The 24,701-nt window shown below is 63.0% G+C and carries 22 protein-coding genes and 2 pseudogenes; 20 read left to right on the top strand and 4 right to left on the bottom strand.

From position 1 onward, the window contains the following. Window positions 1-25 precede the first annotated feature (25 nt). The 20 genes from WS69_RS34340 to WS69_RS35110 all read left to right on the top strand — a co-directional run bounded on the left by WS69_RS34340 (window position 26) and on the right by WS69_RS35110 (window position 21,692). Window positions 26-193 (top strand): hypothetical protein, encoded by a 168-nt coding sequence (locus WS69_RS34340; protein WP_197419314.1) that lies wholly within the window; start codon window positions 26-28, stop codon window positions 191-193. A 130-nt stretch (window positions 194-323) separates the two neighbouring features. After that, window positions 324-635 (top strand): hypothetical protein, encoded by a 312-nt coding sequence (locus WS69_RS25170; protein ID WP_059473374.1) that lies wholly within the window; start codon window positions 324-326, stop codon window positions 633-635. Then, complete coding sequence (locus tag WS69_RS25165) at window positions 636-1,031, top strand: hypothetical protein (protein ID WP_059473373.1); 396 nt, start codon at window positions 636-638, stop codon at window positions 1,029-1,031. Window positions 1,032-1,043: 12 nt separating this feature from the next. Further along, on the top strand, window positions 1,044-2,585 hold the full coding sequence (locus WS69_RS25160; RefSeq protein WP_059473372.1) for a portal protein: 1,542 nt from the start codon (window positions 1,044-1,046) through the stop codon (window positions 2,583-2,585). A 2-nt stretch (window positions 2,586-2,587) separates the two neighbouring features. Beyond that, window positions 2,588-3,400, top strand: coding sequence for a hypothetical protein (locus WS69_RS25155; RefSeq protein WP_156438393.1), 813 nt, complete (start codon window positions 2,588-2,590; stop codon window positions 3,398-3,400). Between the two features lie 152 nt (window positions 3,401-3,552). After that, window positions 3,553-4,572: a hypothetical protein gene (locus WS69_RS25150; protein ID WP_059473370.1), complete on the top strand. Its 1,020-nt coding sequence runs from the start codon at window positions 3,553-3,555 to the stop codon at window positions 4,570-4,572. A gap of 61 nt (window positions 4,573-4,633) precedes the next feature. Continuing rightward, window positions 4,634-5,227, top strand: coding sequence for a hypothetical protein (locus tag WS69_RS25145; protein ID WP_082716469.1), 594 nt, complete (start codon window positions 4,634-4,636; stop codon window positions 5,225-5,227). A 9-nt stretch (window positions 5,228-5,236) separates the two neighbouring features. After that, the gene (locus tag WS69_RS25140) at window positions 5,237-7,810 is read left to right on the top strand and encodes a phage nozzle protein (RefSeq protein ID WP_059473368.1); all 2,574 of its coding nucleotides are present in this window, start codon (window positions 5,237-5,239) and stop codon (window positions 7,808-7,810) included. A 2-nt stretch (window positions 7,811-7,812) separates the two neighbouring features. Then, window positions 7,813-8,688: a virion core protein, T7 gp14 family gene (locus tag WS69_RS25135; protein WP_059473367.1), complete on the top strand. Its 876-nt coding sequence runs from the start codon at window positions 7,813-7,815 to the stop codon at window positions 8,686-8,688. A 10-nt stretch (window positions 8,689-8,698) separates the two neighbouring features. Continuing rightward, window positions 8,699-11,071 (top strand): hypothetical protein, encoded by a 2,373-nt coding sequence (locus WS69_RS25130; RefSeq protein ID WP_156438389.1) that lies wholly within the window; start codon window positions 8,699-8,701, stop codon window positions 11,069-11,071. Between the two features lie 74 nt (window positions 11,072-11,145). Beyond that, the gene (locus tag WS69_RS25125; RefSeq protein ID WP_059473365.1) at window positions 11,146-16,122 is read left to right on the top strand and encodes a hypothetical protein; all 4,977 of its coding nucleotides are present in this window, start codon (window positions 11,146-11,148) and stop codon (window positions 16,120-16,122) included. 68 nt (window positions 16,123-16,190) lie between these two features. Beyond that, window positions 16,191-18,023 carry a phage tail fiber domain-containing protein gene (locus tag WS69_RS25120; protein ID WP_059473364.1) on the top strand — a complete coding sequence of 611 codons (1,833 nt, stop codon included), beginning with the start codon at window positions 16,191-16,193 and terminating at the stop codon, window positions 18,021-18,023. An 18-nt stretch (window positions 18,024-18,041) separates the two neighbouring features. Continuing rightward, window positions 18,042-18,239, top strand: coding sequence for a hypothetical protein (locus WS69_RS25115; RefSeq protein WP_059473363.1), 198 nt, complete (start codon window positions 18,042-18,044; stop codon window positions 18,237-18,239). Continuing rightward, a complete protein-coding gene (locus WS69_RS25110; protein WP_059473362.1) occupies window positions 18,232-18,534 on the top strand; it encodes a hypothetical protein in 303 nt (100 codons plus the stop codon). The genes WS69_RS25115 and WS69_RS25110 overlap by 8 nt, the downstream gene beginning before the upstream one ends. Then, complete coding sequence (terL, locus tag WS69_RS25105; protein ID WP_059473361.1) at window positions 18,534-20,336, top strand: phage terminase large subunit; 1,803 nt, start codon at window positions 18,534-18,536, stop codon at window positions 20,334-20,336. Before WS69_RS25110 ends, terL begins: the two co-directional genes overlap by 1 nt. Before the next feature lie 3 nt (window positions 20,337-20,339). Beyond that, window positions 20,340-20,570, top strand: coding sequence for a hypothetical protein (locus WS69_RS25100; RefSeq protein WP_059473360.1), 231 nt, complete (start codon window positions 20,340-20,342; stop codon window positions 20,568-20,570). Window position 20,571: 1 nt separating this feature from the next. Then, window positions 20,572-21,042 carry a lysozyme gene (locus WS69_RS25095; protein WP_059473359.1) on the top strand — a complete coding sequence of 157 codons (471 nt, stop codon included), beginning with the start codon at window positions 20,572-20,574 and terminating at the stop codon, window positions 21,040-21,042. Continuing rightward, a complete protein-coding gene (locus WS69_RS25090) occupies window positions 21,039-21,410 on the top strand; it encodes a hypothetical protein (protein ID WP_059473358.1) in 372 nt (123 codons plus the stop codon). The genes WS69_RS25095 and WS69_RS25090 overlap by 4 nt, the downstream gene beginning before the upstream one ends. Further along, window positions 21,334-21,543: an Rz1-like lysis system protein LysC gene (gene lysC, locus WS69_RS35735; protein WP_442854923.1), complete on the top strand. Its 210-nt coding sequence runs from the start codon at window positions 21,334-21,336 to the stop codon at window positions 21,541-21,543. Before WS69_RS25090 ends, lysC begins: the two co-directional genes overlap by 77 nt. After that, window positions 21,540-21,692 carry a hypothetical protein gene (locus WS69_RS35110; RefSeq protein ID WP_231747218.1) on the top strand — a complete coding sequence of 51 codons (153 nt, stop codon included), beginning with the start codon at window positions 21,540-21,542 and terminating at the stop codon, window positions 21,690-21,692. Before lysC ends, WS69_RS35110 begins: the two co-directional genes overlap by 4 nt. Here the strand turns inward: WS69_RS35110 and WS69_RS25085 are convergent. The 4 genes and pseudogenes from WS69_RS25085 to WS69_RS32210 form a co-directional block, all read right to left on the bottom strand. Further along, on the bottom strand, window positions 21,689-22,711 hold the full coding sequence (locus WS69_RS25085) for a site-specific integrase (RefSeq protein WP_197419313.1): 1,023 nt from the start codon (window positions 22,709-22,711) through the stop codon (window positions 21,689-21,691). The genes WS69_RS35110 and WS69_RS25085 overlap by 4 nt on opposite strands. A gap of 235 nt (window positions 22,712-22,946) precedes the next feature. Continuing rightward, the gene (locus WS69_RS25075) at window positions 22,947-24,056 is read right to left on the bottom strand and encodes a tyrosine-type recombinase/integrase (RefSeq protein WP_059473356.1); all 1,110 of its coding nucleotides are present in this window, start codon (window positions 24,054-24,056) and stop codon (window positions 22,947-22,949) included. 65 nt (window positions 24,057-24,121) lie between these two features. Continuing rightward, window positions 24,122-24,226 (bottom strand): annotated as a pseudogene (locus tag WS69_RS35365) (helix-turn-helix domain-containing protein); the annotation flags it as partial. 156 nt (window positions 24,227-24,382) lie between these two features. After that, a pseudogene (locus tag WS69_RS32210) lies at window positions 24,383-24,701 on the bottom strand (Baseplate J family protein); the annotation flags it as partial.

The following is a 24,701-nucleotide window of genomic DNA, read 5'->3' as shown; positions in this document are numbered from 1 at the left end:
AGGTGACGCAACCACGGAGGAACCAATGAAGGAGCAGGTGCTCATCCGGCTCGACCCGGAGCAATACCGGACGCTGGAGCGGCAAGTCCCGCCTCCGGTCGTCACGTCGCAGACCACGGAGTTGCAGGCCGGGTATCAACTCGGCGTGCAGACCGTCCTGAAGCTGCTGCGGGAGGGCTACATCGTTGGCTAAGGCCCCGGACGGACCACGCCGCGTCGAGCCGTGCGAGCACGGTGCGATATGGGCGGCGGGCACTGCGCATGTCGAGCAGCTTCAGAAGCTCGGCAGAGCGTGGGCGAAGCATGTGGACCCGCATCACATCATGAAGCAGATCGTCACCGGGCAGGTGAACGCTTTCGTCTATGGCGACTACCTCGTGGTGTTCGACATCGGAGGGACGTGGACTAGCCCCGGCGTGAAGCTGTTCGAGGAAATGCTGACGCTTCGGCTGAACACGTACACGAACGCCGGGAGCTATCGGCAGGTGGTGTGGTGTATGGAGTCGCTGGCTCGGGCCAACGGCTGCGTCGGAGTGCTGCTCGGGACTGTCGGTGGTTATGACGACCGCCTCGGGCGCGTGATCGAACGACTCGGCTACGAGAAGGCAGGCGGGTCTTACTACAAGGAGGTTTGAATGGGTGTTGTGAAGAAAGTCGTCGGCGCAGTGGGCAAGGTGTTCGGTATCGACCCCGGCTCGCAGGCCGATGCGATCCGCGACGCTGCGAACCAGCAAGCACAAGCCGCTATCGAGGCGGCGAACAAGCAGGCCGAGGCCACGAAGCAGGCGTCGGCGGCGCAAGTGGCGCAGACCAACGCACAGGCGCAGGCATCCGCGCAGGCGCAGCAAGCGGCCATCAATCAGGCCAACCTCTCGGCGCAGCTTTCGGCGCAGTCGCAGCAGCAACAGCCGCAGACGCAGGTGGACCTGACCAGCCAATCGTCGGACAGCACGGACCCGCGCCGCAAGTATCAGGGCGGCACGTCCAGCGTCGGCGGCACCAACGGAGGCGTCGGCATCCGACTCACATAACAAGGAGACCGCATGACCGTTCAACGTGCATGGTCACAACTGGACGGTCAGCGCAAGTCGCTGCTCGTCCGCTGCATGAAGTACGCGGCATTCACACTGCCGCCTATCTGCACACCCGAGGGCTACAACGAGAACTTGGAGGAGCTTCAGACGGACTACCAGTCGGTCGGGGCGCAAGGGGTGAACAACCTCACCAACAAGCTCATGCTGGCCCTGTTCGCACCGTCCCGCCCGTTCTTCCGTCTCGACCTCCCGCAAGACCTCCTGAACACGCTGAAGGCGCAGCCGCAATTCGATCCGACCGAGTTGCAGTCGATCCTGTCGGTTGCCGAGGCCAACTGCGTGAAGGAACTCGACCAGATGGGCGTGCGCCCGAACCTGTACCTCGCGCTCAAGCACCTCATCGTCACTGGCAATTGTCTGCTGATCCTGAAGAAGGCAACGCTGCGTGTCCTCGGGCTGAAGAAGTTCGTGGTGAAGCGGTCGCAGTCGGGCAAGGTCATTCGCATCATCATCCGCGAGGAGGTGCTGTTCGATGAACTGTCCGACAAGGCGCAGGAGCAACTGAGGTACGCAAGCACCCGGTTCCGCGAGTGGAAGCCCGAGGGCGACTCGCCTGCGCCGACCGTTTGCCATTACACCGACATTCGGTGGGTCAACGGTAGCTACATCGAAACGCAGCACGTCGATGAGTACAAGCTCGTTGGCAGCGAGTTCGAGGGCAAGTACACCGACGAGACGATGCCGTACCGTGCGCTGACGTGGGAACTCCACGACGAGAACAACTACGGCACGGGTCTGGTCGAGCAGTGTGCTGGCGACTTCGCCGCGCTCTCTGCTCTCTCGCAGGCCGAGGTGGAGGCCGCGATCCTCGCATCGCAGTTCCGCTGGCTCGTGAACCCGGCAGGGCAGACCAAGCCGGAAGACCTCGAAAACAGCGAGAACGGGGCCGCGCTCCCCGGTGTGCAGAACGACGTAATCCCGCTCGTCACGGGGACCGCACAGGCGCTACAGCAGATCGACGTTACCAACAGCAAGTACGTGAACAGAATCGGGCAGGTGTTCCTGCTCGGCGCGTCCGTGATCCGCAACGCGGAGCGGGTGACAGCCGAGGAAATCCGCCTCGTCGCGAACGAACTCGAAACGTCGCTTGGTGGCGTGTACTCGCGCCTCGCGCTGGACTTCCAGCTTCCGATGGCCTACTGGCTCATCAAGGAGGTGTCCGTCGATCTGAAGGGGACGCACCTGCGCCCGATGGTCATTACCGGCCTCGACGCGCTGTCCCGCAACGGCGACCTCGACAACCTCAAGCTGTGCCTGCAAGACATGGCCGGTGTCGGTGGCCTGCCTCCGCAGATGCAGTTCGTCCTCAAGCTCGACGCCATTGCCAACGCGATCTTCGCGGGGCGCGGTGTCGATCCCAAGCTGTACATCAAGTCGCCCGAGGAGCAGAAGGCTGATCTGGAGAACCAGCAGCAGATGGCCCTCGCGCAGCAAGTCGCTCGACCGATTGCCTCGGCAGTCACGAGCAGCAACCCAACCGCACAAGGATAACGATGATTCGATTCGGCAAGCACTTCCCCCTGATGGACGAAGCAAACGACGGCACGCAAGGCGGCGCAGGCGGCGGCGCAGCAGCCCCGGCTGCGGCACCCGCTGCTGCTCCTGCCGTGCCCGCAGCGGCGGCTCCTGCGGCCCCTGCGAATCCCGCGACCCCTGCGAACCCGGCAGCGAACGAGGCGGGACTGTTCGGTGAGGCCGTCAGCTACCAGCCGACCGGCGACTCGAACCTCGACCTCGCACTCGGCTTCGTCGGCAAGCACGGCCTCGGCCCCGAGCACCCGGCAATCGTCGCAGCCACGAAGGGCGACTTCGGCCCGGTGAAGGCGCTGATGGCCGAGAAGAACGTCCCCGGTTGGGAGGCGCACGTTGCGCTGGCCGAGAAGGGCTACGCGGACTTCGTGAAGGCCGAGGCCGACAAGACGCTCGCGGTGCAGAACATTTGCGTGCAGGCGGCAGGCGGCGAGCAGGAATGGGGCGAGGTGCTGGCGTGGGCCTCGCAGAACGCCGAGCCGCACGAGAAGGAGCAGGTGAATGCCGCGCTGGCCGCAGGCGGCGTCGTGGCCGAGGCCGTGGCAGCGTTCCTCGTGAACAGCTACCGGGGCGCTCCGGGCGTGACGTACACCCCGCGAGAGAGCGCGGTGAAGCCCGAGGCGGCTCGCGGCGCGGCGTCGGCCAGCGGCGGGGCGCTGTCCCCGGCGGAATACGGCAAGGCCGTTGCGGACCTCCGCGCCAAGCTCGGCACCCGCTTCGACCAGTCGCAGGAGTACCGGCAGTTGCAGCAGCGGCGGACGATGTATCGCGGCTAACGGCAGGTAGCACCGTCCCGAGAGGGCCAGTCTGGAGCGATCCGGCTGGCCCTTTTCAATTTCAGTTGCGTAGGTGACACAACGCACCGTGTCAATCCTAGAGACCTAAGCGTGGCGAGTATTGACACGCATTACAAGAAAAGGAGTCCTTAATGGGCTTGAGCGTAAGCAACATCAACCGTCCCGGTCAGAATCTCCAAGTCGGGAACAACCCGCAAGTCGGTTCGGCACCGGCTGGCACGAACCCGATGGCCCTCCATATCGAGGAGTACACGGGTCAAGTCGAGGGCACGATTGCCCGCAAGTCGGTCATCAACGGCTACATCCCGGTTCGCCCGGTGAAGGGTACGTCCACGATCAGCGGCTTCCAAGTCGGTGAATCGAGCCTGTCGAAGCTCGTGCCGGGTACGGAACCGGACGGCAGCGTGAACCAAGCGACGAAGGTGAAGCTGACCGTCGATACGGTCGTGATCGCCCGCAACATCACGCCGATGATTGACGACTTCCAGAACTCGTACGATGCGCGTGCGGCTGTCGGTCAGGAGCACGGCAAGAAGATTGCCAAGTTCTACGATCAGGCGTTCCTGATCCAAGCCATCAAGGCCGCTGGCATCACGGACATGACCGGCTATCCGAAGGGCTGGCAACCGGGCACGCAGAAGACGTTCACGTCGGCGGGTCAGGAGAAAGACCCGGCAGCGCTGGAGGACTACCTCGGCCAACTGTTCTCCGACATGGAGGACAAGGACGTGGACCCCATCGGTGACGACCTCGTGATCGTCGTGAAGCCGTGGGTGTACTACACCCTCCTGAAGAACGATCGCCTCGTGGATCGCGACTTCATCACGTCGGATGGCACGACCATCAAGACGAAGGAAATGGAAGCGTTCGGCGTGCCGATCTGGCGTTCGAACAACCTCCCGACCGGCAACATCACCGGCCACTTCCTCTCGAACGACGGCAACGGCAACGCCTACGACGGCGACTTCAGCGACGTGATCGGCGTGACCTTCTCGCCGCGTGCGCTGCTCGCGGGCGAAACGATCCCGCTGACGACCGACGTGTTCTTCGATCAACGCCTGAAGGCGTGGTTCATCGACGCGTACCTCTCGTTCGGCGTCACTCCCAACAACCCGGCGTTCGCGGGCGTCCTGAAGAAGGCACGCACCTAATCGCCAAAAGAGCCCCGATGCCCACAAGGTGTCGGGGCTTTTTCGCATCTGGAGAGTTCACATGCGTTTGACTCAATTGGACGTGGTTAATCAGTGCTTGGCTTCGATGGGTGAAACGCCTCTGAACTCCATCGACTCGGACCATCCGTTCGTGGCCGCTGCGCTGCTGAAGATGAAGACCACGAACACGCAGGAGCAGGCGAAGGGCTGGTGGTTCAACACCGACTACATCACCCTGCAAGCCGACCCGAACACGAAGTTCATCTACGTCCCTGCGGACGCGATCAACGTCAACCCCGACGACGACGGCACCGCATACGTCATCCGAGGCCGACGCCTCTACAACCGTTTCACATCCAGCTACGAGTTCGGCGGCTCTGTCGCCATCGTGCTCGTGCGCGAGATTCCGTTCGATGACCTCCCGATGCTCGCGAATCACATGATCGCGGCGCGCACGGTCCTCGACTTCCAGAACGACTACGACGGCGATGCCGACAAGTACAACAAGCTCGGCGCGGCATACCAGCAAGTCTTCACGACCCTGCGTGCGGAACACATCCGGCAGGTGAAGGCGAACATGCTGCGTGCGCCCGCTGTCGCAAGCCAGCTTCGACTGATCCGACCCATGAGCCGGTATCACCGTAGCTGGTGGTAAGGAGGACGCATGGGAAAGGTAACAGGTAGCTACGCCAGCATCACGCGGGGTGTCAGCGAGCAAGTCCCGCAGGACCGGCACCCCGGACAGCACTACGAACAAGTCAACATGGTGTCCGATCCCGTCAAGGGACTCGTGCGCCGTCACGGCTCGATCACAATGGACGAGCGTGCAGTGGTGGGAATGACGCCATCGCCCAATCTCACACCGACTCAACAAGCGTACGCCCGCAACTACCGCGAGTACAGCTTCTTCATCGGCGGCACTGAGTACGCCATCGTCTACATGAGTCGCGAGCGCAACAGCGGCGACGCACTGCCCTTCTGCTTCGTGCTCAACAAGGCGACGGGCAAGTTCCTCAACGTCTCGTACGCCGACCAGCAGAATTTGCAGGACTGGATTTTCGGCGGCATCAGCGCGGTCACGACGGTTGGCAAGTACATCGTCATGGCGTCGAACCGCATCGGCCCCGGATACAGCGTCAACGACCAGTACGCGGCGCACCAACAGCAGTGGGTAGGCACGGTGCGCGGTGGCGCGTACAGCCGCACCTTCAGGCTGAAGGTGAAGCGGACGGATGGCGCAGAGTTCACCGCGTCGTACACGACGATGGCTTCGAGCTACCCGAATCTGCTGAACACGGACGACATCCCACTCCAAGACAACCCGAACTACCAGAAGCAGGTGAACGACCGGGTGAACGACTATAACTCGCGGGTCAATCAATGGATTGGCGACGCGGCACGTTCGATCACCCCGGAGAACATCGCGCAGCAGTTGGCGAACTCTCTCAACGCGCAGGGGTTCAGCAACGTCGGTGTGCTCGGCGGGACCATCTTCGGCGATAGCGTCACGTCCGCGTCGGGCGACGACGGCGGCGATGGTTCGATGTTCCGCGTGGTGTTCAATGAGGTGGACGACCCATCGAAGCTCTCCCCGATTCATGCTCCGAACAAGGTGGTGCGCGTGCGCCCGAAGGGTGCGCCCGACCCGTACTATATGCAGGCGATCCCTGACAATCCGTCGAACGGCGGATGGCAGACCGTAACGTGGAAGGAGTGCGCGGCGCAGATTGTGCAGCCGGGGCAGGTGTTCGCCATCGGCGCGCTGTCCGACGACGGGCAGACGTTCCACCTCGGCAGTAGCGCTGCGGCCCTTCAAGCGGCCATCGGTGGCACGGTCCCCGGCTACACAGCGAGCGAGTGCGGGGACTTGAACGCCGAGGGCGCGGTCCCGTATTTCTTCGGCAAGCGGGTCACGCTGCTGACGGTGTTCATGGATCGCCTCGTGATCGTTGCGAACGGGACGATCTTCATGTCGCGCACGGGAGACTACTTCAACTTCTTCCGCAAGTCGATGTTGACCGTGAATGACGATGACCCCATTGAAGTGTACGCACTTGGGGCCGAGGACGACATCATTAGCAAGTGCGTCACGTACAACAAAGACCTGTTCATGTTCGGCCTGCGCAAGCAGTACAGCGTCAGCGGGCGCAGCGTGCTCACGCCGAAGTCGGCAGCGGTGGCAACAGCCGCGAATGAGCAGGACGCGACGTATGCGCAGCCGGTAGTGGTTGGCAACCTGCTTTACTACGGCAAGTACGAGGACGCTCGCAATCAACCGGGACCATCGCCGTACGCGGGCCGCATCCATCAGTTCCAACTCGGCCTGTTCCAAGACACGCCCGAGACCTACTGCGTCTCGCAGCAGTTGAGCCGGTACATCAAGGGCAGGCCCATCGAGTTCGCGGTGCTGTCTGCGCCGTCGTGCCTACTCGTGCGGACAGACGGTCACGACAACGGGCTGTACGTGTATAGCTTCATTGACCAGCCGGGTACGCAGGCCCGCGCATTTGACTCGTGGTCCCGGTGGGAATGGTCCGCCAACGTGGGTCGCATCATCGGACTCACCACGTATGAGGCGTCTGTCTTCGCCTTCGTATTGCGATACGACGGGGCCAGCGTCTATGTCGCCTGTGAGCAGTTCGTACTGGACTCGGACCTGTCGGTGAATCCGTACCTCGACGCACAGCGAGTGGCGACGCAATTCGCCTCGGACACCGGCTACATCAACCAACGCAACGTCTCGCTTATCTCGGACGGTGCAGTTGCACTGGCCGACACCGTGGATCGTGCGTGGCTTGGTGAGGCCAATGCGAATTTCTTCGACTTTTGGAACCGCCTCGACGCGACAGAGAAAGCGAACGCATGGACGGGCATCCAGTACGAGTCGTACGTCGCTCTGACGCCACCGTTCGTCCGCGATCAGAACGACAAGGCGCTCATCAACGGGCGGCTCGTGGTGGGACGGTACTCGGTGAGCGTGTCGGACACAGGCGGACTTGACGCGTGGATTCACGCCACGAGTCAGGACCAGAAGGTGTTCAAGTTCAACGGGCGGCGGGTGGGCCTGAGTAACAACCAAGTGGGGCGACAGCCGATCACCACGGCAGCACTCCAGATTCCAGCAGGCCGAGCCAACATCGAGCACACGATGTCGCTGCACTCGCGGAAGTGGTTGCCGATGGCCCTCACTGCAATCGAGTGGGTCGGTCAACTGTTCCTTAACTCTCGGAGGGTGTGACTATGGGTTGGGCAGCATTAGCAAGCATGGGCGCGAACTTCCTGAGTTCGTGGATTCAGGGAGACGCGCAGAGGACTATTGGGCAGGCGCAGACCACGATCGACAATGCGAACACGTATTCGCAGAACACGATCAATCAAGCGAACGCCGACGCAGCCAACGCTGTGCGCGCAGCCAACAACGGCTTCGCCGCCGCGCAGGCAGCGTTGTCGAACCTTACCCGCAGCATTGGCAATCAGGCGAAGCTCGAAGCCGGTGGGAAAGCCGAGGACGCGCTGACGACGAACATCCTTCGTCTTCAGGATCAGGCAGTACACGGCAGCTTGGAGTCGCAGCTTCGCTCTGCCGAACAGCTTGGCGCGGTGCGCGCCGCTGCTGCGGCGGCGGGCGTGGGCGGCTCGACGGCCCGGATGCTTCAGAACACCATGCAACTCACGGCGGCGCGAGCACAGACGGCGGCGGATCAGAACACGCAGTACCAGACGTACGACATGCTCCAGCAGAAGATGGGCCTCGTGCAGAACAAGATCATGTCGCTGGACGAGGGGCAGACCTTCGCACCCATCGACTACAACATCAACGTCGCGCCGCTGGTGCAGTCGCCTATCCGTGCGAGCCAGTTCGCAAGCTCGGCATTCGGCTCGTCCCTGCTAGGCACCCTCGCATCGAATACCGGCGCGATTGCGAACCTATTCGGCGGCAGCGGATCGGGCGGCGGGGTGGGCGACACGTCGAACTATTCGTCAGGGAACGTTCTCAACGGGCTTATTGGGTCCGTCACTGACGCTGTGAAGCAGTTCGGCAACCTTGGCGGCTCGTCCAACGGGTTCTTCTCTACGGCCTCTGGCAGCAAGCTCGCCAACTTCCAACTCAGTTAAGGAGGAACACATGGCAGGAATGGGACCGGATTCCTTCGCACTCGATGGGGGCGGAGGCGTCGTTTTGCAGCAGCCCTCGCGCAGCGCGAGCGGGCCGCAGATCAGCTTGCAAGGCAGCGGCAGCGCAGGCATCCAAGGCGGGCAAGCGGCCATTGCTCCGGGCGGCGAGTTCCAGCAGGCGGCGACTTCGGGCAAGACGCTCGATGCGTTGAACAAACTGACGCAGGGGATGCTTGCCCCGTACATTGCGGCAGAACAGAAGCGATTGTATTTCGAGGGCATGTCCCAAGTGGTGCAGGGCCGCTCGCTTCAGGACATCGAAAACCAGCAGCCGTGGTACACGAAGATTTTCGGGCCTTCGGCTACGGTACAGGGCGCGCAGGCGATGACGGCGATGACGGCCATCGCACAGGCGCAGAACGAGTTCATGGAGAACTTGCCCTCGCTGCGCACGCGTGATCCGGGCGAGGTGCGCCAGTACCTTGTCGATCAAGCGGTCCGCATCGGCAACACGGGCGATCCATTGGTCGATGGGCTTGTTCAGTCGAAACTGGCCGAGCAGTGGGGGCCGATGCTCGACACGCACATGAAGCAGCACTTCGCGTGGCAGCAGGAGGACATGGGCAACAAGTTCGTCAATATGCAGGTGGCGAACGGGAAGCTGCTGCAATCGACGCTGCACGAGCAGTCGGGCTACGTCGATCCCAAAGCCATGCAGGCGCAGGTGACGAACTTCACTGACGGCCTCCTCAAGCCCTACGGCATGACCGACGAGGCGTACGGCAAGTACATGGCCTCGGCTGCGCGGGCCAACCTGAGCAACGGGAACTTCGAGGCGTACACCGCACTGAAGAACAACGGCGAAGCGTGGAACGCGATCCCGATGGACGCCCGCGTGCAGTTGGAGAACGAGGAGGAGTTGTGGACGCAGAAGGCCCTGAAGAAGGCCCCGGCACTCTCCGACATCACGCAGGATCAGACCAAGCTCTCGATCTCGCTGACGCAAGGCTCGTTCCCCGGCGACGAGAAAGCGCTCAACGGCGTGATCGACCAGATGAATGCAGACTGGAAGCGGCGCAGCGGCGCGAGCACCGACATGATCGACAACGCGGGCCGCGACTCGCTGCTGAAGCAGTTCTACGCAGGCCGTGCCAAGGTGGCCTCAATGTTCCAGAAGGCACAGGAGGGGCTGGCCGACGATCAGGCGCAACGCACCAGCGCGCTCGGCGCAGTGAACGGCGGTACGTCGTCGCTGTTGCCTCCGGGCGTGAGCACCGAGAACGCGCAGCTTGCCGTCGAGGAGTTTTGGCAGACGGCGCAGGCAGACGAGGCGTCGCTCGACAATGGCATCAAGAAGCTCGCCCTCGTGGCGGACGACAAGAAGCTGCGGCCCGCTTCGCTGGAGTCGCAGTTGCGGCAGGACTCGGACTCGCTGTTCGTCACGGGCGGGCAGATCAATCAGCGTGCGCAGAAGTCCCTCACGGTGATGCAGAAGATGCTGGCCTCGGGCGCAAACGGCCCGACCGCACTGGCGAACTACATCGGGGCGGACAACGCGAAGCGCGTCGAAGCGTTCATCGGCTCGGGCGTGGACATCAACGACCCGAAGGCGCTGGAGACGACGCGCTCGTGGATCAAGAACGGCAGCGGCGCGGCGGCGACCTCGCAGGACAAGCAGGCAGCGACCGACTACATCGCGAAGCAAGACCCCGGCTTCTTCAAGCGGTGGATGCCGATTTTCGGCGGTCCCGGCCAGCTTACCTCGTACGAGTTGAATGACGCGACGAAGGCAGCGCTCGCGGCGGACCTCGGCCCGTACGTGGCAATGACGAAGAAGGCGTACCCGTCGATGTCAGACGAGTCGGCGGCGCAGTACGCGTACAACCAAGTCTACGGCAACCTGAAGAACACGGACTTCGTGGACGGGACCGTGGTGAAGCACAACCCGTACGTGGCAGGCGCACAGTCGCTCTATCAGGGTGTGCAGGCAATCTCGAAGAACGCGCTGGATCAGTCCAACGAGGACTACCAGTGGTCAGTGCGTGAGGTGGCACGAGGCAACCTGAAGCAGGCCGTCGAGGCGGGCATCAAGTCCATCAACGACGCGCACATGAGCGACCCGCTCTACACGAAGGCAAGCATCGACAACTTCCGCGACGGCGACTTCCAAGCTGTCGGCGGTGAGCAAGGTGGACGCGGCGTGCTGATGCTGTACTACCAGAACGCGAAGAACGGGCAGGTGTACCCCGTCATCGTGACCCCGCAGCAAGTGCGGGACAAGTGCCTCGAACGTCTGAATAGCTCGCGCTCGAATGTGGATGCGGCGAAGAAGGCGGCGATGGACAACCCATTCACGCAAGGCGGCGTGGGCGTCCTCCCTTAACTGGAGTGTGCGGTGTGCGGCGGCTTGAATCAGGCCGTCGTGCAACGCGTGCTCGATACTACTTAGGAGTATTAATGACTGATCCGATTGGTATTCGACAGAACAACCCCGGCAACATCCGCTTCGGCGCAGGCTTCGACGGGGAGCAGGAAGGCGACAACGGCTTCGGTGCGTATCCGACGCCGGTAGCAGGCGGCACGGCCCTCATCAAGAACCTCGTGGCGTACGACGTGAAGCACGGCTTGAACACGGTGCAAGGCATCGTGACGCGTTGGGCACCGCGCAACGAGAACGACACGAACGCGTACATCAACGCAGTCGCAGGCGATCTCGGCGTGGGCGCGAGCGACACGCTCAACATGAAAGACCCCGGCACGCTGGCGAAGCTCGCGACGGCTATCTCGAAGCACGAGGGCAACGGCGCGGTGTTCGGCAACGACTTCTACAGCGCGCTCACGAGCAACAACCCGGAACTCGCGGCGTACATCGCCTCGCAGAAGATGCCGTCGTTCATGAAGTCGCAGGCCCGCGCCGCCGCCTACAAGGCGAACCCGCAGGCACCCGGCGAACCGGCGATGAACGTCAACGACACCGCCGCCATCGACGCAGTGTGGAACCAGCCCGACGTGATCGGCCAAGCAGCAGCGCTGCAAGCGGGGCAGGAGATCGCTGCACAGACGCGGTGGGCGGGCATGGGCGAGTCCTTCGTTGACTCTCTCGTGAACAACACGGTCACGGGCCGCATCATCGACATGACGCAGCGTGGCGAGGTGGACCCGAACTTCAAGATCGGTGAGGAGCAGTTCGACCAGATGGGTACGGCGGGCATCCTCAACAACAAGCAACTGTCGGACTACGTGAGTGGCGCGTACAACGCCGAGGACTTCCAGCGTCGCCTCGAACTCGCGCAGGAGCGGTCGGACTTCTTCCAGCGCGCCAGCAACACGGCGGGCCTGAAGTCGGCGGGCGTGACCACGATGCAACTCATCGGCGGCATGGCCGACCCGGTGGCGATCATCGCGACGCTCGGCGCAGGCTGGATTGCGAACGCGGCTCGCGCAGGCGCGGCGGCGTCGCTTACCGCGAGCGCGGCAGGCGGCGCGGTCGGCAACGTCGCGGTGAGCAGCTTCGTCAACGCAGCGGACAACCAGCAGTTCTCGTGGGGCGACCTGATCTCGCAGGGCATCCAAGGCGCGGCACTCGGTACGCTCGGGCACCTGCTCGGCGGACACCCGGCAGCGGGCGAGCGCGCCCCGGCACCCGGCCAACCCATCCCCGAGATCGACCCGGTGCTGAAGCCCATCGCGGCGGCTGTGCAGGAGTCCATGCAGTCGAACCTGAACCACGTATGGGAGCAAGGCCGTCGTCGCACGATGGACCCGCTCGCAGCGTTCTCGCGGGACGGAATCGCTGCGGAACTGCACGCTGCACCGACGACCCCGGCAGTGGGCCGCGTGGCCCTCTCGGAGGAGCGTGGTGCGTTGTCCTCGGCTGACGTGTCGGCGCGCACGGGGTACACCCCGGTCTCGACGCTGGCTGATGCTCGATACAACCGCCTGCACGATCAAGGCGTCATCATGGAATTGCGCACGGCGTCGGACCTCAACGCGGCCAGCCCTTTCCATGCGAAGTACGGTGAGGCGATCCCCGACGACGCCAAGGCGTTCTACAGCCCGCAGGATGACCGTGTGTACGTGTTCCGTGACCGACTCACCCCGGAGGAAGCGGCGGACCCGTCGGGCCTCATCATGCACGAAGTCGGGGTCCACTACGGCCTCGAACGCATGGTCGGCACCGAGAACTACACGAAGCTGCTGAAGGCAGTGGACGACGCGCAAGACCCGCGTGTGCTCGCAGCGAAGGCTCGCGTGCCTGCGGACACCCCGGAGCACCTGAAGCTCGAAGAAGCTCTCGGATACCTCGCGGAGAAGCACCCGCAACTGGCCGTCATGAGCCGCATCGTGTCGAACATCCGCAACTGGCTGCGCGACAACATCCCGGCATTCCGCCGCATGGCCCTCACGACGAACGACGTGCTGCAATACGTGCGTGGCTCGGTGAAGAACGTGCGCAAGGCGGGCAAGCTGTCGATGGACACGACGTTCCCTTACGTGTGGCACGGCTCCCCGGTGAAGGGTATCGAGCAGATGGATTTGCGCTTCGCTGGCACGGGCGAGGGTATGCACGCGTACGGCTTCGGCCACTACGTCACGAGCGAGAAGGGCACGGCCATCGACTACCGCAACAAGGAGGCACAACGCCGTGGCCTCGCTGCGGAGGAAGGCGGGCTGTACCGCCTGCGTGTCAACACGACGCAAGACCGCATCATGCGTTGGGACCGCCCGCTCTCGGAGCAGCCGTCGATCCAAGCACTGCTGAAGGGCCACGTCCCGTTCGAGGCAGGCGAGACCGGCCAAGCTGTGTACGAGCGGCTGTCGAAGCAACTCGGCGGGCAGAAGGCCGCGAGTGAGTACCTGAACGAGGCAGGCGTGCATGGTCTGCGCTACGACTCGGGCCGCTCGCGTGGCACGCCGAACCCGAACTCCAACTACGTGCTGTTCAACGACGATCACCTCGACATCGCGAACCGCTACTCGCGTGGCGTGAATCAGGTGTACCCGTCCAACGCGGCGCGTGTGCAGCTTCGCATGTCGAAGGTCGCGTCGGACATCACCGACCGCGCCTCGAAGTGGGTCGAAGACGCGTCGCCGGAATCGCAGGCGCAGCGCGCACGGCTGGAGAAGTGGTACGACGAGCAGCGCGTGAAGGTGGGCGCGGACAAGGTGCAGACGTGGATCGACTCGCCGGGTCTCATCGTGCAGCGTGACAAGTCGAAGGTGGCTCGCTACCTCGGCGCGCACCTGTTCGAGGACGCGACCGGCATCGGCAAGCGTGAGTCCACCGTGGCCCTCGACTACGAGCGTTCGCAGTTCGGCTACAAGGCCCTCGCGCTCCCGACGCTGAAGGAGAACCTGACCAAGGGCTTCACGCCGATGGAGAAGGCGCAGTACATGCTCGGCTTCGCGAAGGCCGCAGAGGACCGCGTGTGGCGGCAGGTGGCAGAGGAACGCCTCGCGCACCGCGCAGCCCGCGAGGCAGGCGTCGAGCACACGTCGTCGGCCCCGGACCACATCCGGGCGATGGCGAAGGCTTTGGACGACTTCTACGACAAGGTGACGGCAGACGGACGCCTCGCAGGCAACCCGTACGCGGACGCCGTGCGCGGCTCGGGCTTCGTGGGATTCATGCCGTACGCGTGGCAGTGGGAGCACATCGCAGACGCGCACGCCAAGGACGCACCGCGCTTCGCGGCCCTGCACGAGAACCTGACGCAGCAGTACGCCGAGCGCATCGTTGACCCGGCCATTGACGAGTTGCTGAAGAAGAACCCGGCAGCGGCACCCGACGAGATCAAGAATCTCCGCGACCGCATGAACGAGAAGGTGGGCCACTTGGTCGATACGAAGCTCAACGACCTGATGGCGGACCCGCAGTCGCGCATTGACCACTTCGACCAGAAGTTCGAGGTGACCGCGGGCGACCTCTTGAAGGAGAACTTCGACGGCGCGGTGATTGACGGCGACCTGTTGCAGCAGTTCAAGGAGCAACTGGCCGACATCCGCACCGACCGCTCGCGTACCGAGTTGGACCTGACGCGCAAGGTGAACAACGTCGCCCTGCTCGACTTCATGGACTACAACGGCGAGCGCATGGTGACGCACGGCGCGCACCGCTTCGCTGGCCTGAACTCGCTGGCCCGCAAGGGCTTCATTGACGAGGGCGACGCCACGGCTGCGCTCGAAGCTGCCCGCAAGGACGGCGCGAGCCGCGAGGCGCTGCAAGCGCTCGACTTCGGCTTCCGCTCGTTCGGTCTCGGCCAACTGCGCAACCACGAGCGCGCTGCCTTCTCGACGCTGCGGAACTTCACGTACGCGGCGACGATGGGCAAGCTCGGGCTGTCGGTGCTGGCTGACGCATCCAACGTGATCGCGGCGAGCGGCGTGTCGGGCTTCCTGCGGTCCATCGCAGGCGGGCTGTCGAAGAACACCGAGTTCCTGAAGCAGATGGCTGTCGATGCTCCGTCGCTGTTGGGGCAGGACTACCGGCTGCACAGCTTGACGCCGGATGTCTCGGCCACGGGCCGGGTGATGATCGGTGAAGGCTCGAACCTCAACCGCATGTCGCAGCGGGCAACGCAGCTTACCTCGTGGCTCAACGGCTCGAACATCATCGGCACGATGCTGCACCGTGGCTTCCTGCCCGTGTTCGCTGAAGACCTCCTCCGCACCATCAAGGGAGAGAACGGCGGTATGTCGCTGCGTCGCATGGCCGACGTGGGCCTCGACACCGAGACGATGGCGCGCATCAAGGGGCAACTCGACCAGTTCGACAAGGCCCGAGAGCGGGGCGGTCGGATCAATTGGGACCAGTGGGAAGACCAAGGCGCAGCCGACAAGCTGATCGAGGCGATGCACCGGGGCACGTACCAGACGTTCCAACGCGCTCTCGTGGGCGAGGCCCCGATGTGGCTGTCGGAGTCCAACGCTGGCTCGCTGTTCGGCCAGTTCCGCCGCTACGGCATCGTCTCGTCGGAGAAGCAGCTTGCGCGCAACGTCGCCATCGGGGACATCAACACGGTCAACGCCTTCGTGCTCGGGACCGCATGGGCCGGGATGCTGTATTACGCCCGTCTGCAACTCAACTCGATGGGCAAGACCGACGCGCAGAAGCAGAAGTACATCGAGGACAACACCAAGGGTTTCAAGCTCGCTGCGGGCGTGTTCACGCTGATGAACATGAGCGGCGTGCTCCCCGACACCCTGAACCTCGGTGAACTGGTCTTCGGCGGCACGGCCTACAACCAAGTCGGCTCACCCGTCGCGGCGATGGGCTACCTCGGCAACGTCGGCTCGGCCCTGCACTCCGCAGGCTCGCTGGCGACCGGCCAAAGCACCAACCACGGGCAGGACTCGAAGAACATCCTGCGCATCGCGCCGCTGGCGAACTCGCTCGTCGGCACCTACGTCGCTAACTCCATCGCAGCCAAGTAATCCGGGGAGGCCCGCCAGTCGGGCTTCCCCAATTTCGGTTGCGTAGGTGACACAATCAAGGAGCAGAAATGGCTGCAAACGAACTCATTCCGTGGATCAATTCGGCGGGTGAGGGCGGGGTGCGGAACTCCATGCAGGAGTACCCCGGCACTGGCACGAATGGTCCCTTCGAGTTCAACTTCGCAGGCGGCTACATCGACCAGTCGCACGTCAAGGCGTACCGATACGACCCCGTGTCAGCCCTGACTTACCCTCAGACGCTCACTTTCATCGGTCAGAACCAAGTCCGCACGTCGGACATGATCCCGACCGGGCAGTTCCTCGTCCTGTATCGAGACACCCCGAAGGACAAGCCCCTTGTCGATTACAGCGAAGGCGCTGTGATGGACGAGGCGAATCTCGACAAGAGCAACGACCAGAACGTGTTCATCGCGGCGGAAATGCTCGACCGCTTTGACTCGATCAACGCTACGAGCGGCGAGGCGATCCAACGCTCCGTGCTCGCGTACAACACCGCGAACGAAGCGCTCGACCTCTCGCATCAAGCGCTCGACGCCTCGGGCAACGCAGTCTCCACCGCGAACTCCGCGCTATCGAAGGCGAACACCGCTATCTCGACGGCCAACGATGCACATGACATCGCAGTCGGTATCGACGCAAAGGCGCAAGCCGCGCTCGACGCCTCGGCCACTGCGGTATCAACCGCGAACCAAGCCAAGAGCACGGCAGACGGCATTGACGCGAAAGCCTCGAAGGCCCTGACCGATTCAGCCAGTGCAGTATCGACCGCAAATGGTGCGGCCAGCAACGCGACGCAAGCGTTGAACACAGCGAACTCCGTCAGTGGCAAGGCCGACAACGCCGTGGCAACTGCGAACGACGCAGCAGCCAAAGCGAACAACGCGTACCAGAAAACGGGCGGCGTCGTCAATGGCGAAGTGAGCAGCACTAATGCGAACTCGTTCCGAATCGCCGCAGGCAACTACGGCGTCTTCGTCCGCAACGACAGCACATCGGCTTTCCTCATGCAGACGAACGCAGGGGATCAGTACGGAACTTGGAATAGCTATCGACCGTTTAGCTGGAATCTCAGCAGCGGCGCTGTGACCATCGACGGCACCGGCGCAGGCATCACCACGGGTGGCCGAGTCACGGTCGGGCAGGACGTTGTTGCAAAGGGCGTCGTGTACGCCAACAACGGCGCTGCGCAGTTGGCCTCGGATGGCAACATCAACGGTACGCAGTGGGGCGGGTGGTTGAGCAACGTCGTTACGCGAAAGTACAACGACACCAACAACTACGGCTACGTTGTCCACGACACCGGCAACAAGATGGTTATGAATTGGGACGGTCGCGTGCGGCTGTATGTGGACGGCCAGCACCAAGGCGCGATCTACACCGATACATGGTTCAACATCGGGAACTACGCCACGAACGGTCGGGCCGACGACCTTCAGAACCAGATCAACAACAACTACAACGCCTCGATCAAGCGGTCCACAGGCAACAATATGTGGATCGGGTGGGACGGCAACAACGGCGGGCGATTCAACTTCTCGATTGATGACGCAGGCATTCGTGCCTACATCCAATCGAATGTCGGCTCGGACTATCGCCTGAAGCGGGACATCAAGCCGACCGAGCAGGACTCGCTGGCCCTTGTGAACGGCATGAAGTTCAAGCAGTTCGTGTACAAGGAGAGCGGCTGGCCCGTGTCGTGCGGCCTGATCGCGCAGCAAGTGAGAGTGCTGAAGGATGACCTCGTGTATCAGCCTCCGGGCGACCCGCTCGACGGCAAGTCGCCGCTGATGCTGGATCAGGTGAACCTCCTGCTAACGGCGCTGCACGCGATCCAGCAGTTGAGCGCAGAGGTGGAAGCACTCAAAGCTGCGGCCAGATAACTTAGGAGAACATAGTATATGGAACCCGGCGACGCAGTTGACATCGCTAAGGCCGGTGGGAACAGCGTCGCTGGATTCACCATCGGTCACATGACCGGCAATGACCTCGTTGTCATTGGCACCCTGATCTACCTCGCCTGCCAGCTAATCGTCCTCGCACCGAAGGTGTGGGACACGATCAAGCGTTGGCTGACAAAGGACAAGCACGATGGCTAAAGCAACCGAAGCGAAGCTCTCGGAACTGCATGGCGTCGTTGCCGATGAACTGAAGCGACGCATCGAAGAAGGAGAGGCGTCTGCCGCCGACATCGGCGCGGCCATCAAGTTCCTGAAGGACAACCACATCACGGCCAGCATCAACGACAACGAGGGTCTGTCCGACCTCAAGAAGAAGCTGGACGAGAAGATGGCGAAGCGCGGCGGCAAGGTCGTACCGCTCACCCCGCGCCCTTTGCCGTCCGAGACCGACATCAACGACGTGCTCGATAGCATCGAAAGGAGCGCGATGTAATGGCCCAACGCGAGAGTGCTGAACAGGCTCTCTTGCGATGGGAAATGCTGGAGCTAGTGCAAGCTGCGTACCCCACGTTCGAGCCTTTCCTCGAAGACGTGATGGCGGAACTCGGCTTCTCGACTACCGAAATCCAGAAGGACATCGCAGAGTTCCTTGAACACGGCCCGCACTACCTGATGATTCAGGCACAGCGCGGCCAAGCAAAGACGACGATCACCGCTGCGTACGCAGTCTGGTGTCTTATCCACGATCCACGGCTCCGCGTCCTGATCCTCTCCGCAGGCGGCACGCAGGCCAACGAGATTTCAACGCTCATCGTTCGCATCATTCAGACGATGGACGTGCTCGAATGTCTGCGGCCTGACCGCAACGCGGGCGACCGTACCTCGGTCGAAGCGTTCGACGTTCACCACTCCCTCAAGGGGCTGGATAAGTCACCAAGCGTCGCCTGCGTCGGTATCACCGGCAACTTGCAGGGCAAGCGTGCTGACTTGCTGATCGCGGACGACATCGAGTCGCAGAAGAACGCACTGACCGAGCACCAACGCCAAGCGCTGCTGAACCTCACACGAGACTTCCCGTCGATCTGCTCGACCGGGCGCATCGTGTACCTCGGCACGCCGCAGAGCGTGAACTCGATCTACAACACGCTGCCGGGTCGCGGCTACACCGTCCGCATCTGGACGGGGCGCTACCCCACGAAGGAGCAGCGCGAGAACTACGGCGACATGCTCGCCCCGCTGATCCTGCGACGCCTCGCAGCGCAGCCCGAACTCGGTGAGCCGAGGTGGGGGCCGCTTGGCGACCAAGGCGCGCCAACCGACACCGAGCTACCTGCGGGCACCGAGGAGTACCTGTGCAAGAAAGAGGTTGACCAATGCCCGAGCTACTTCCAGTTGCAGCACATGCTCAACACGAAGCTGGCCGACGCCGACCGCTACCCGCTGCGCCTCATCAAGGTACAGACCGTACGCATCGTGGGCGACCTGTTCCCGATGTCAGTGCAACCGGGCCTCCTCGCGCAGGACTGCGTGGCGTACGAGATCAACGGCATCACATACACGCTCGGCGTACCAGCAGCCGTCTCCGACGACCGCTCGCGCCTGCAAGGCATCGTCATGTACGTGGACCCTGCGGGCGGCGGCAAGAACGGCGACGAGACCGCATACGCCGTGGTGGGCTTCCTCAACGGGAACATTTGGGTGCTCGACGTGGGCGGCGTGCCCGGTGGGTACTCCGTCGAAGGCTTCAAGAGGCTCTCGGCAGTGGCTCGTGATTGGAAGGTCAACCGCATCCTCGTTGAGAAGAACTTCGGCTTCGGCGCGTACCTGAATACGTGGCTACCGATCCTTCGCGGCGAGTACGTGGCAGTCAACAACGGCGACGGCCCCAATGGCTGCGCTATCGAAGAAGTCTATGAGACCGGCCAGAAAGAGCTTCGGATCATCGACACGCTTGAGCCGGTCATTGCACGCGGCGCGCTCATCTTCAACGACGACATCGCACGGCGAGAGAACGCATCCCTCGCTGGCTATTCGCTGGAGAAGCGCAACACGTACTCCCTGTTCCATCAGATCGCATTCATCACCCGCGACAAGCAGTCGTTGCAGCACGACGACCGCCTCGACGCGCTGGCTGGTGCTGTCCGCTACTGGGTCCGACTCCTCGGCGTAGACCAAGAGAAGGCCATCGAAGCGCAGCGCGCTGCCGAGTTCGAAGCGTGGCGTAAGAACCCGCTCGGACGCCCCGTATCCACCGCACCTCGCGGTGGCTCCCTCATGAACCGATACAAGAGGTAATCAATGGATTACGTGAATCTGCCTGACCTTCGCCGCGTCATCCGTGGCTTCGATCTCCGCGTGGACGCTGCACGCGCAATCTCGCACGTCGAACTCGCCCGCGCCGCTGGCTCGGAGAACGTGGACGCTGCAACCGACCTCCGTGCGTTCTTCATCGCCTGCGCGAATGCTACCGACAAGGTGCTCGGCGGCGACGGTACGCGTGTGAAGCCCGACACGACCGGAGACGCATAACGTGGCCCGCCCCGCTCTCACAGCGCGGGTGGTGGCCGTCGCGCTGGCTGCGGCCCTTGCTCTCGGTGTGAAGTTCGAGGGCGAGGTGCTGACGGCCTACCGCGACCCGGTGGGCATCCCAACCATCTGCCGAGGCCACACCACAGGCGTCCAGATGGGTGACAAGGCCACGCCTGCCGAGTGCGACGCGCTCGCGCACATGGACGCGATGGACGCGCTTCGCGACGTTGACCGCCTCGTGAAGGTGGAACTCAACGGCAACGAACTCGGCGCGTACACCGACTTCGTATACAACGTCGGCGCATCCAAGTTCGCATCCTCGACCATGCTCCGCAAGCTCAACGCAGGCGACCACGCAGGCGCGTGCGAGGAACTGAAGCGATGGGTGTACGCGGGCGGGAAGGTGCTCAACGGCCTCGTCAAGCGGCGCGCAGCCGAGTACCAACTGTGCATCACCCCGGAGAAGGTATGACCCTCCTGACCAAGATTCTCGCCGCCGCTGCCGTGGTGCTCGCGCTCCTCGCGCTGGCCCTCGGCGGCTACGGCTGGTTCGAGCACTCGCGCAACGCGGCCCTCGAATCGAAGCTCTCCGACGAGCAGGCCAAGAACGCCGCGCTCGCGCAATCACTGGCCGCTTCCCAAGCCGCCTTCGACGCCTACCTGACGGCCTCGAAGAAGACGCAGGAGCGCGCCTCGACCAACCAGAAGAAGGTGAACGATGCTCTCAACGCGAACCCTGATTGGCGTGACGAGCCTGTTCCTGATGACGTGTTTGACAGCCTGTACGGCAACCGCCCCGGCACCGCACCGCGACCTGCCAGCGGCGTCGCTGCTCGCTGACTGCGCCGAACCGGACCCGCCCTCCAGCCGAACACTCGGCGGGCTTGTCCAGTCGGTCCACGACTATCAGACGGCTCTCGACCGCTGTAACGACGACAAGGCCGCGCTGCGCGCATGGGCGGGCCTGCCATGAAGTACGTCTACGCCGACCTGTGCGTGGACGAGAGTGGGGAGTATGTGCCGACCCCGGTGGAGCCTCTACCGGACGACACGTTCGCCTACGTGGTAGCTGCGCCGCACGTCCTCCAAGTCTGGACGTGGGACGACATGACCATGCACTAATCCAGCTTCGCGGCCAACCCGCCCGCGTTGATGTGGACGTAGCGTTCGAGCGCGGACATCGACTTGTGACCCGTGATGGACTTCACCTCCGCGATGGACAGCCCCTTCTCGAAGAACCGGCTGGTGGCCTCGTGCCGCAGGTCGTGCAGGTGGAAGTCCTCCATCTTGGCCCGAGCGACCGTCCGCGTGAACGCCTGCGTCAGCGCTTCCTCTGTAAGCCCTTCGAAAACTTGACCCTTCCGCTTGGCGGGGTCGGGCTGGTACGCCTCCAGTGCGTCGATGGCCCGCTTCGAGAGCGGGATCACACGCGACGTGCCGTTCTTGATGCTGAAGTCCTCGGACTCCACTAGATGTATACGCCGCTTCGTGATGTCGATGAACTCCCAACGCAGATTGACCAACTCGGCCCGCCGCATGGCCGTCTCGATAGCGAGCACGATCAGTGGCCGTTGGTACTTCATCCGAGCCTTCTCCGCAGCGAACAGCAACCGCGCCTCCTCGTCGTCGCGCAACCGCCGTTCTCTGTGCGGAGAGTGCTTGGGCCGCTCGACCTCCTGTACGGGGTTCTCGGGCAGTTCAACACCCCATTCCTTCCGGGCCTTCTCGATGACGTGCCCGAGCAGGTTCATTTCCCGGTTCACGGTGGACCCGGAGACCTTCGCCAGCCGCTCGTCGCGCCACTGCGCCACGACCTCCTTGGTGAAGTTCGCGAGCCGGTACTGCGCGTACTTCGTGTCGAGCATGGCGTTGATGCGGATGACCTCCACGTCGCCGCCCTTCTTCTTGCTGCTCACCTTGTCCCGGTAGGTTTCGAGCATGTCCTTGAGCGTCGCGGTCTGTGCGATACTCGACACCCTGAACGACCCCTTGTCCATCCCGTACTCGACCTCGCGCATCCACTGCTCGGCCTCCTTCTTCGTCTTGAAGGTGCGCGACTGCATCGGGAAGCCCGTGCGCCTGATCTTGGCCTGATACGTTGTGTCCCCGTGCGTACCCTCGCGAGTGATGATTGTTCCCATAGTTCCCTCCGTCATGTGGAGCGTTACCTTGGGACAAACTGTACCCGAATTGTACCCGAATGTCAATGGATAGAGTACGAGACGCCCGTGGAGCAAGGCGGAGCGGGCGGCGATTGAATGCCCTCCGAAGGCAGGGGTTGCTGGTTCGATCCCAGCCGGGCGCGCCAAGCCGGATAAGGCTCTCAGCGATTTTCCCCCACCGTCGTTTTTACCGAGTGTAGCTAAAGTACACCTGTTATCCGGCCCTTCGCACGCTTTCCCGCGTCGCCGGCGGCGGCAACTGGATCACCTCCGCGACTTGTGTATGCGGGGTCACCCATTGCGCGAGGTGATCGGCCGATAGGTGTGCGTAGCGCTGCACCATCTCCATCGTTTCCCAGCCACCGAGCTCCTTGAGCACCTGCAACGGCGTGCCGCGTTGCACATGCCAGCTCGCCCAGGTGTGCCGTAGGTCATGCCATCGGAAGTCCTTGACGTGTGCGCGCTTCAACGCCTTCCGCCACGCCTCCGTCGTGGTTTGGCGAACCGGCACGCCCTTGTACACGAACACGCTTTCGAGGTGTTCAGACTTCCGTTTTTTTGCGATCTGCTGCCGTAGCACTTCAACTGCGGTTTCGGACAGCGGCACGGTGATCGCCTTGCGCGCTTTCGCCTGGTCGGGATGGATCCAGGCAACCCGACGCACGAGGTCGACCTGGGACCATTGCAGCCCCGTCACATTCGCGCGTCGTAGTCCGGTTTCAAGGCTGAACTGCGCCATTGCCGCGAGATGGTTGGGCAACTGCGTGAGTAATCGGCCCGCTTCCGCCTGACTGAGCCAACGGATGCGCTTTGCGGCCGACTTCTTCCGCTTCCGTGTCGGCGCCCGCGCGATCCAGCCGCGTTCGGCCGCATGATTCAGCACAGCAATGATGACGCCGCCGACGCGCCGTACGGTGCCGGCTGCAACCGTCCGACCGGTCTGCTTCAGGCCACTTCGCGTGCGAACCATGACGGGCTCCGCACGCTTCGCGCGCTCAATTGCGTCGATCCTGTCGCGGTCGATGTTCACGAGCAGCTCGCCGTTCAGATGCGGATCCAGCCAACGCAGGTGAATCTTCGTTGTCTCGATGCTCGCGATGCCTTCGCGATCCTCGAGGTACGCGACAACAGCATCGTTCCAGGTGTACTGCTGCGCCTGGCCGAGCTTCGCTTGATCCCACATGCTTGCTTTCAGGCGGTCGTGAAATTCCTGCGCCTTGGCTCGGTCGCTGGTGCCAGTGCTGCCTTGTAGCGGCGTTCCGCCGCCAGGGGGGTAGAGCTTGTAATACCAGTTCGAACTTCTTTCTCGTTTGTAGAGCGACATCTTTCAATTTCTCCGGGACGTTCGCCCTGCACAACTCGCGGAGTCCATTCTCCGGCGAGGTAACGCTGCAGGGCAACTGTCGAAAACATCCAGCGCTTGCCGACCTTCCTGCCGGGTAGCGCGCCCGCCTTGGCTTTCAAGCGCACCGTCTCGGGATGCGCACCGAGCATCGCGGCTGCGGCGGGCAGGTCGACCGTGTTCACTGGCATCGTGCCCGCGTCCCGCGCCGGGGGAGCACACGCAGCGCAACTCGTGGACTGATGGTTTGCACCGAAATCTCTCATAACTCTTTGATTTTTAAGGTGTGTGTGCGCCATCAATTGCCATCATTCAGGCATGGCAACACCGACAAACTCATGGCCTAAAAAATAGGCAGCGTCTGTCACTGATGGCAAAACGCGCTCAACTCGTGGCAGTCCGTTTCGACCTATGCCTTGCCCTTCCTCGCTTTCTTTCTCTTTCTTTTTCAATGAAATAGAGAGAGAAGAGAGAAGGACGGCGGCGGCCCGAGCAAAAACCGGACTCATGGCAAAAGCGGCTTGACTAGTGGCAAATCGAGGGAGACTCGCGGCGGCACTCGCTTCAAGAATCAATGACTTACGAGCGGACACCGTCGAAATCCACGATTCGCGTGCGCTGCCTGCC

Source organism: Burkholderia sp. BDU5 (assembly GCF_001522845.1).
GTDB lineage: Bacteria > Pseudomonadota > Gammaproteobacteria > Burkholderiales > Burkholderiaceae > Burkholderia > Burkholderia mayonis.
This window is presented reverse-complemented; position numbering and strand designations above follow the sequence as displayed.

Excerpts from the sequence above, each read along its gene's own strand:
- WS69_RS34340 (WP_197419314.1), top strand. The coding sequence starts at position 26 with ATGAAGGAGCAGGTGCTCATCCGGCTCGACCCGGAGCAATACCGGACG.
- WS69_RS25170 (WP_059473374.1), top strand. The coding sequence starts at position 324 with ATGAAGCAGATCGTCACCGGGCAGGTGAACGCTTTCGTCTATGGCGAC.
- WS69_RS25165 (WP_059473373.1), top strand. The coding sequence starts at position 636 with ATGGGTGTTGTGAAGAAAGTCGTCGGCGCAGTGGGCAAGGTGTTCGGT.
- WS69_RS25160 (WP_059473372.1), top strand. The coding sequence starts at position 1,044 with ATGACCGTTCAACGTGCATGGTCACAACTGGACGGTCAGCGCAAGTCG.
- WS69_RS25155 (WP_156438393.1), top strand. The coding sequence starts at position 2,588 with ATGATTCGATTCGGCAAGCACTTCCCCCTGATGGACGAAGCAAACGAC.
- WS69_RS25150 (WP_059473370.1), top strand. The coding sequence starts at position 3,553 with ATGGGCTTGAGCGTAAGCAACATCAACCGTCCCGGTCAGAATCTCCAA.
- WS69_RS25145 (WP_082716469.1), top strand. The coding sequence starts at position 4,634 with ATGCGTTTGACTCAATTGGACGTGGTTAATCAGTGCTTGGCTTCGATG.
- WS69_RS25140 (WP_059473368.1), top strand. The coding sequence starts at position 5,237 with ATGGGAAAGGTAACAGGTAGCTACGCCAGCATCACGCGGGGTGTCAGC.
- WS69_RS25135 (WP_059473367.1), top strand. The coding sequence starts at position 7,813 with ATGGGTTGGGCAGCATTAGCAAGCATGGGCGCGAACTTCCTGAGTTCG.
- WS69_RS25130 (WP_156438389.1), top strand. The coding sequence starts at position 8,699 with ATGGCAGGAATGGGACCGGATTCCTTCGCACTCGATGGGGGCGGAGGC.
- WS69_RS25125 (WP_059473365.1), top strand. The coding sequence starts at position 11,146 with ATGACTGATCCGATTGGTATTCGACAGAACAACCCCGGCAACATCCGC.
- WS69_RS25120 (WP_059473364.1), top strand. The coding sequence starts at position 16,191 with ATGGCTGCAAACGAACTCATTCCGTGGATCAATTCGGCGGGTGAGGGC.
- WS69_RS25115 (WP_059473363.1), top strand. The coding sequence starts at position 18,042 with ATGGAACCCGGCGACGCAGTTGACATCGCTAAGGCCGGTGGGAACAGC.
- WS69_RS25110 (WP_059473362.1), top strand. The coding sequence starts at position 18,232 with ATGGCTAAAGCAACCGAAGCGAAGCTCTCGGAACTGCATGGCGTCGTT.
- terL (WP_059473361.1), top strand. The coding sequence starts at position 18,534 with ATGGCCCAACGCGAGAGTGCTGAACAGGCTCTCTTGCGATGGGAAATG.
- WS69_RS25100 (WP_059473360.1), top strand. The coding sequence starts at position 20,340 with ATGGATTACGTGAATCTGCCTGACCTTCGCCGCGTCATCCGTGGCTTC.
- WS69_RS25090 (WP_059473358.1), top strand. The coding sequence starts at position 21,039 with ATGACCCTCCTGACCAAGATTCTCGCCGCCGCTGCCGTGGTGCTCGCG.
- lysC (WP_442854923.1), top strand. The coding sequence starts at position 21,334 with ATGACGTGTTTGACAGCCTGTACGGCAACCGCCCCGGCACCGCACCGC.
- WS69_RS35110 (WP_231747218.1), top strand. The coding sequence starts at position 21,540 with ATGAAGTACGTCTACGCCGACCTGTGCGTGGACGAGAGTGGGGAGTAT.
- WS69_RS25085 (WP_197419313.1), bottom strand. The coding sequence starts at position 22,711 with ATGGGAACAATCATCACTCGCGAGGGTACGCACGGGGACACAACGTAT.
- WS69_RS25075 (WP_059473356.1), bottom strand. The coding sequence starts at position 24,056 with ATGTCGCTCTACAAACGAGAAAGAAGTTCGAACTGGTATTACAAGCTC.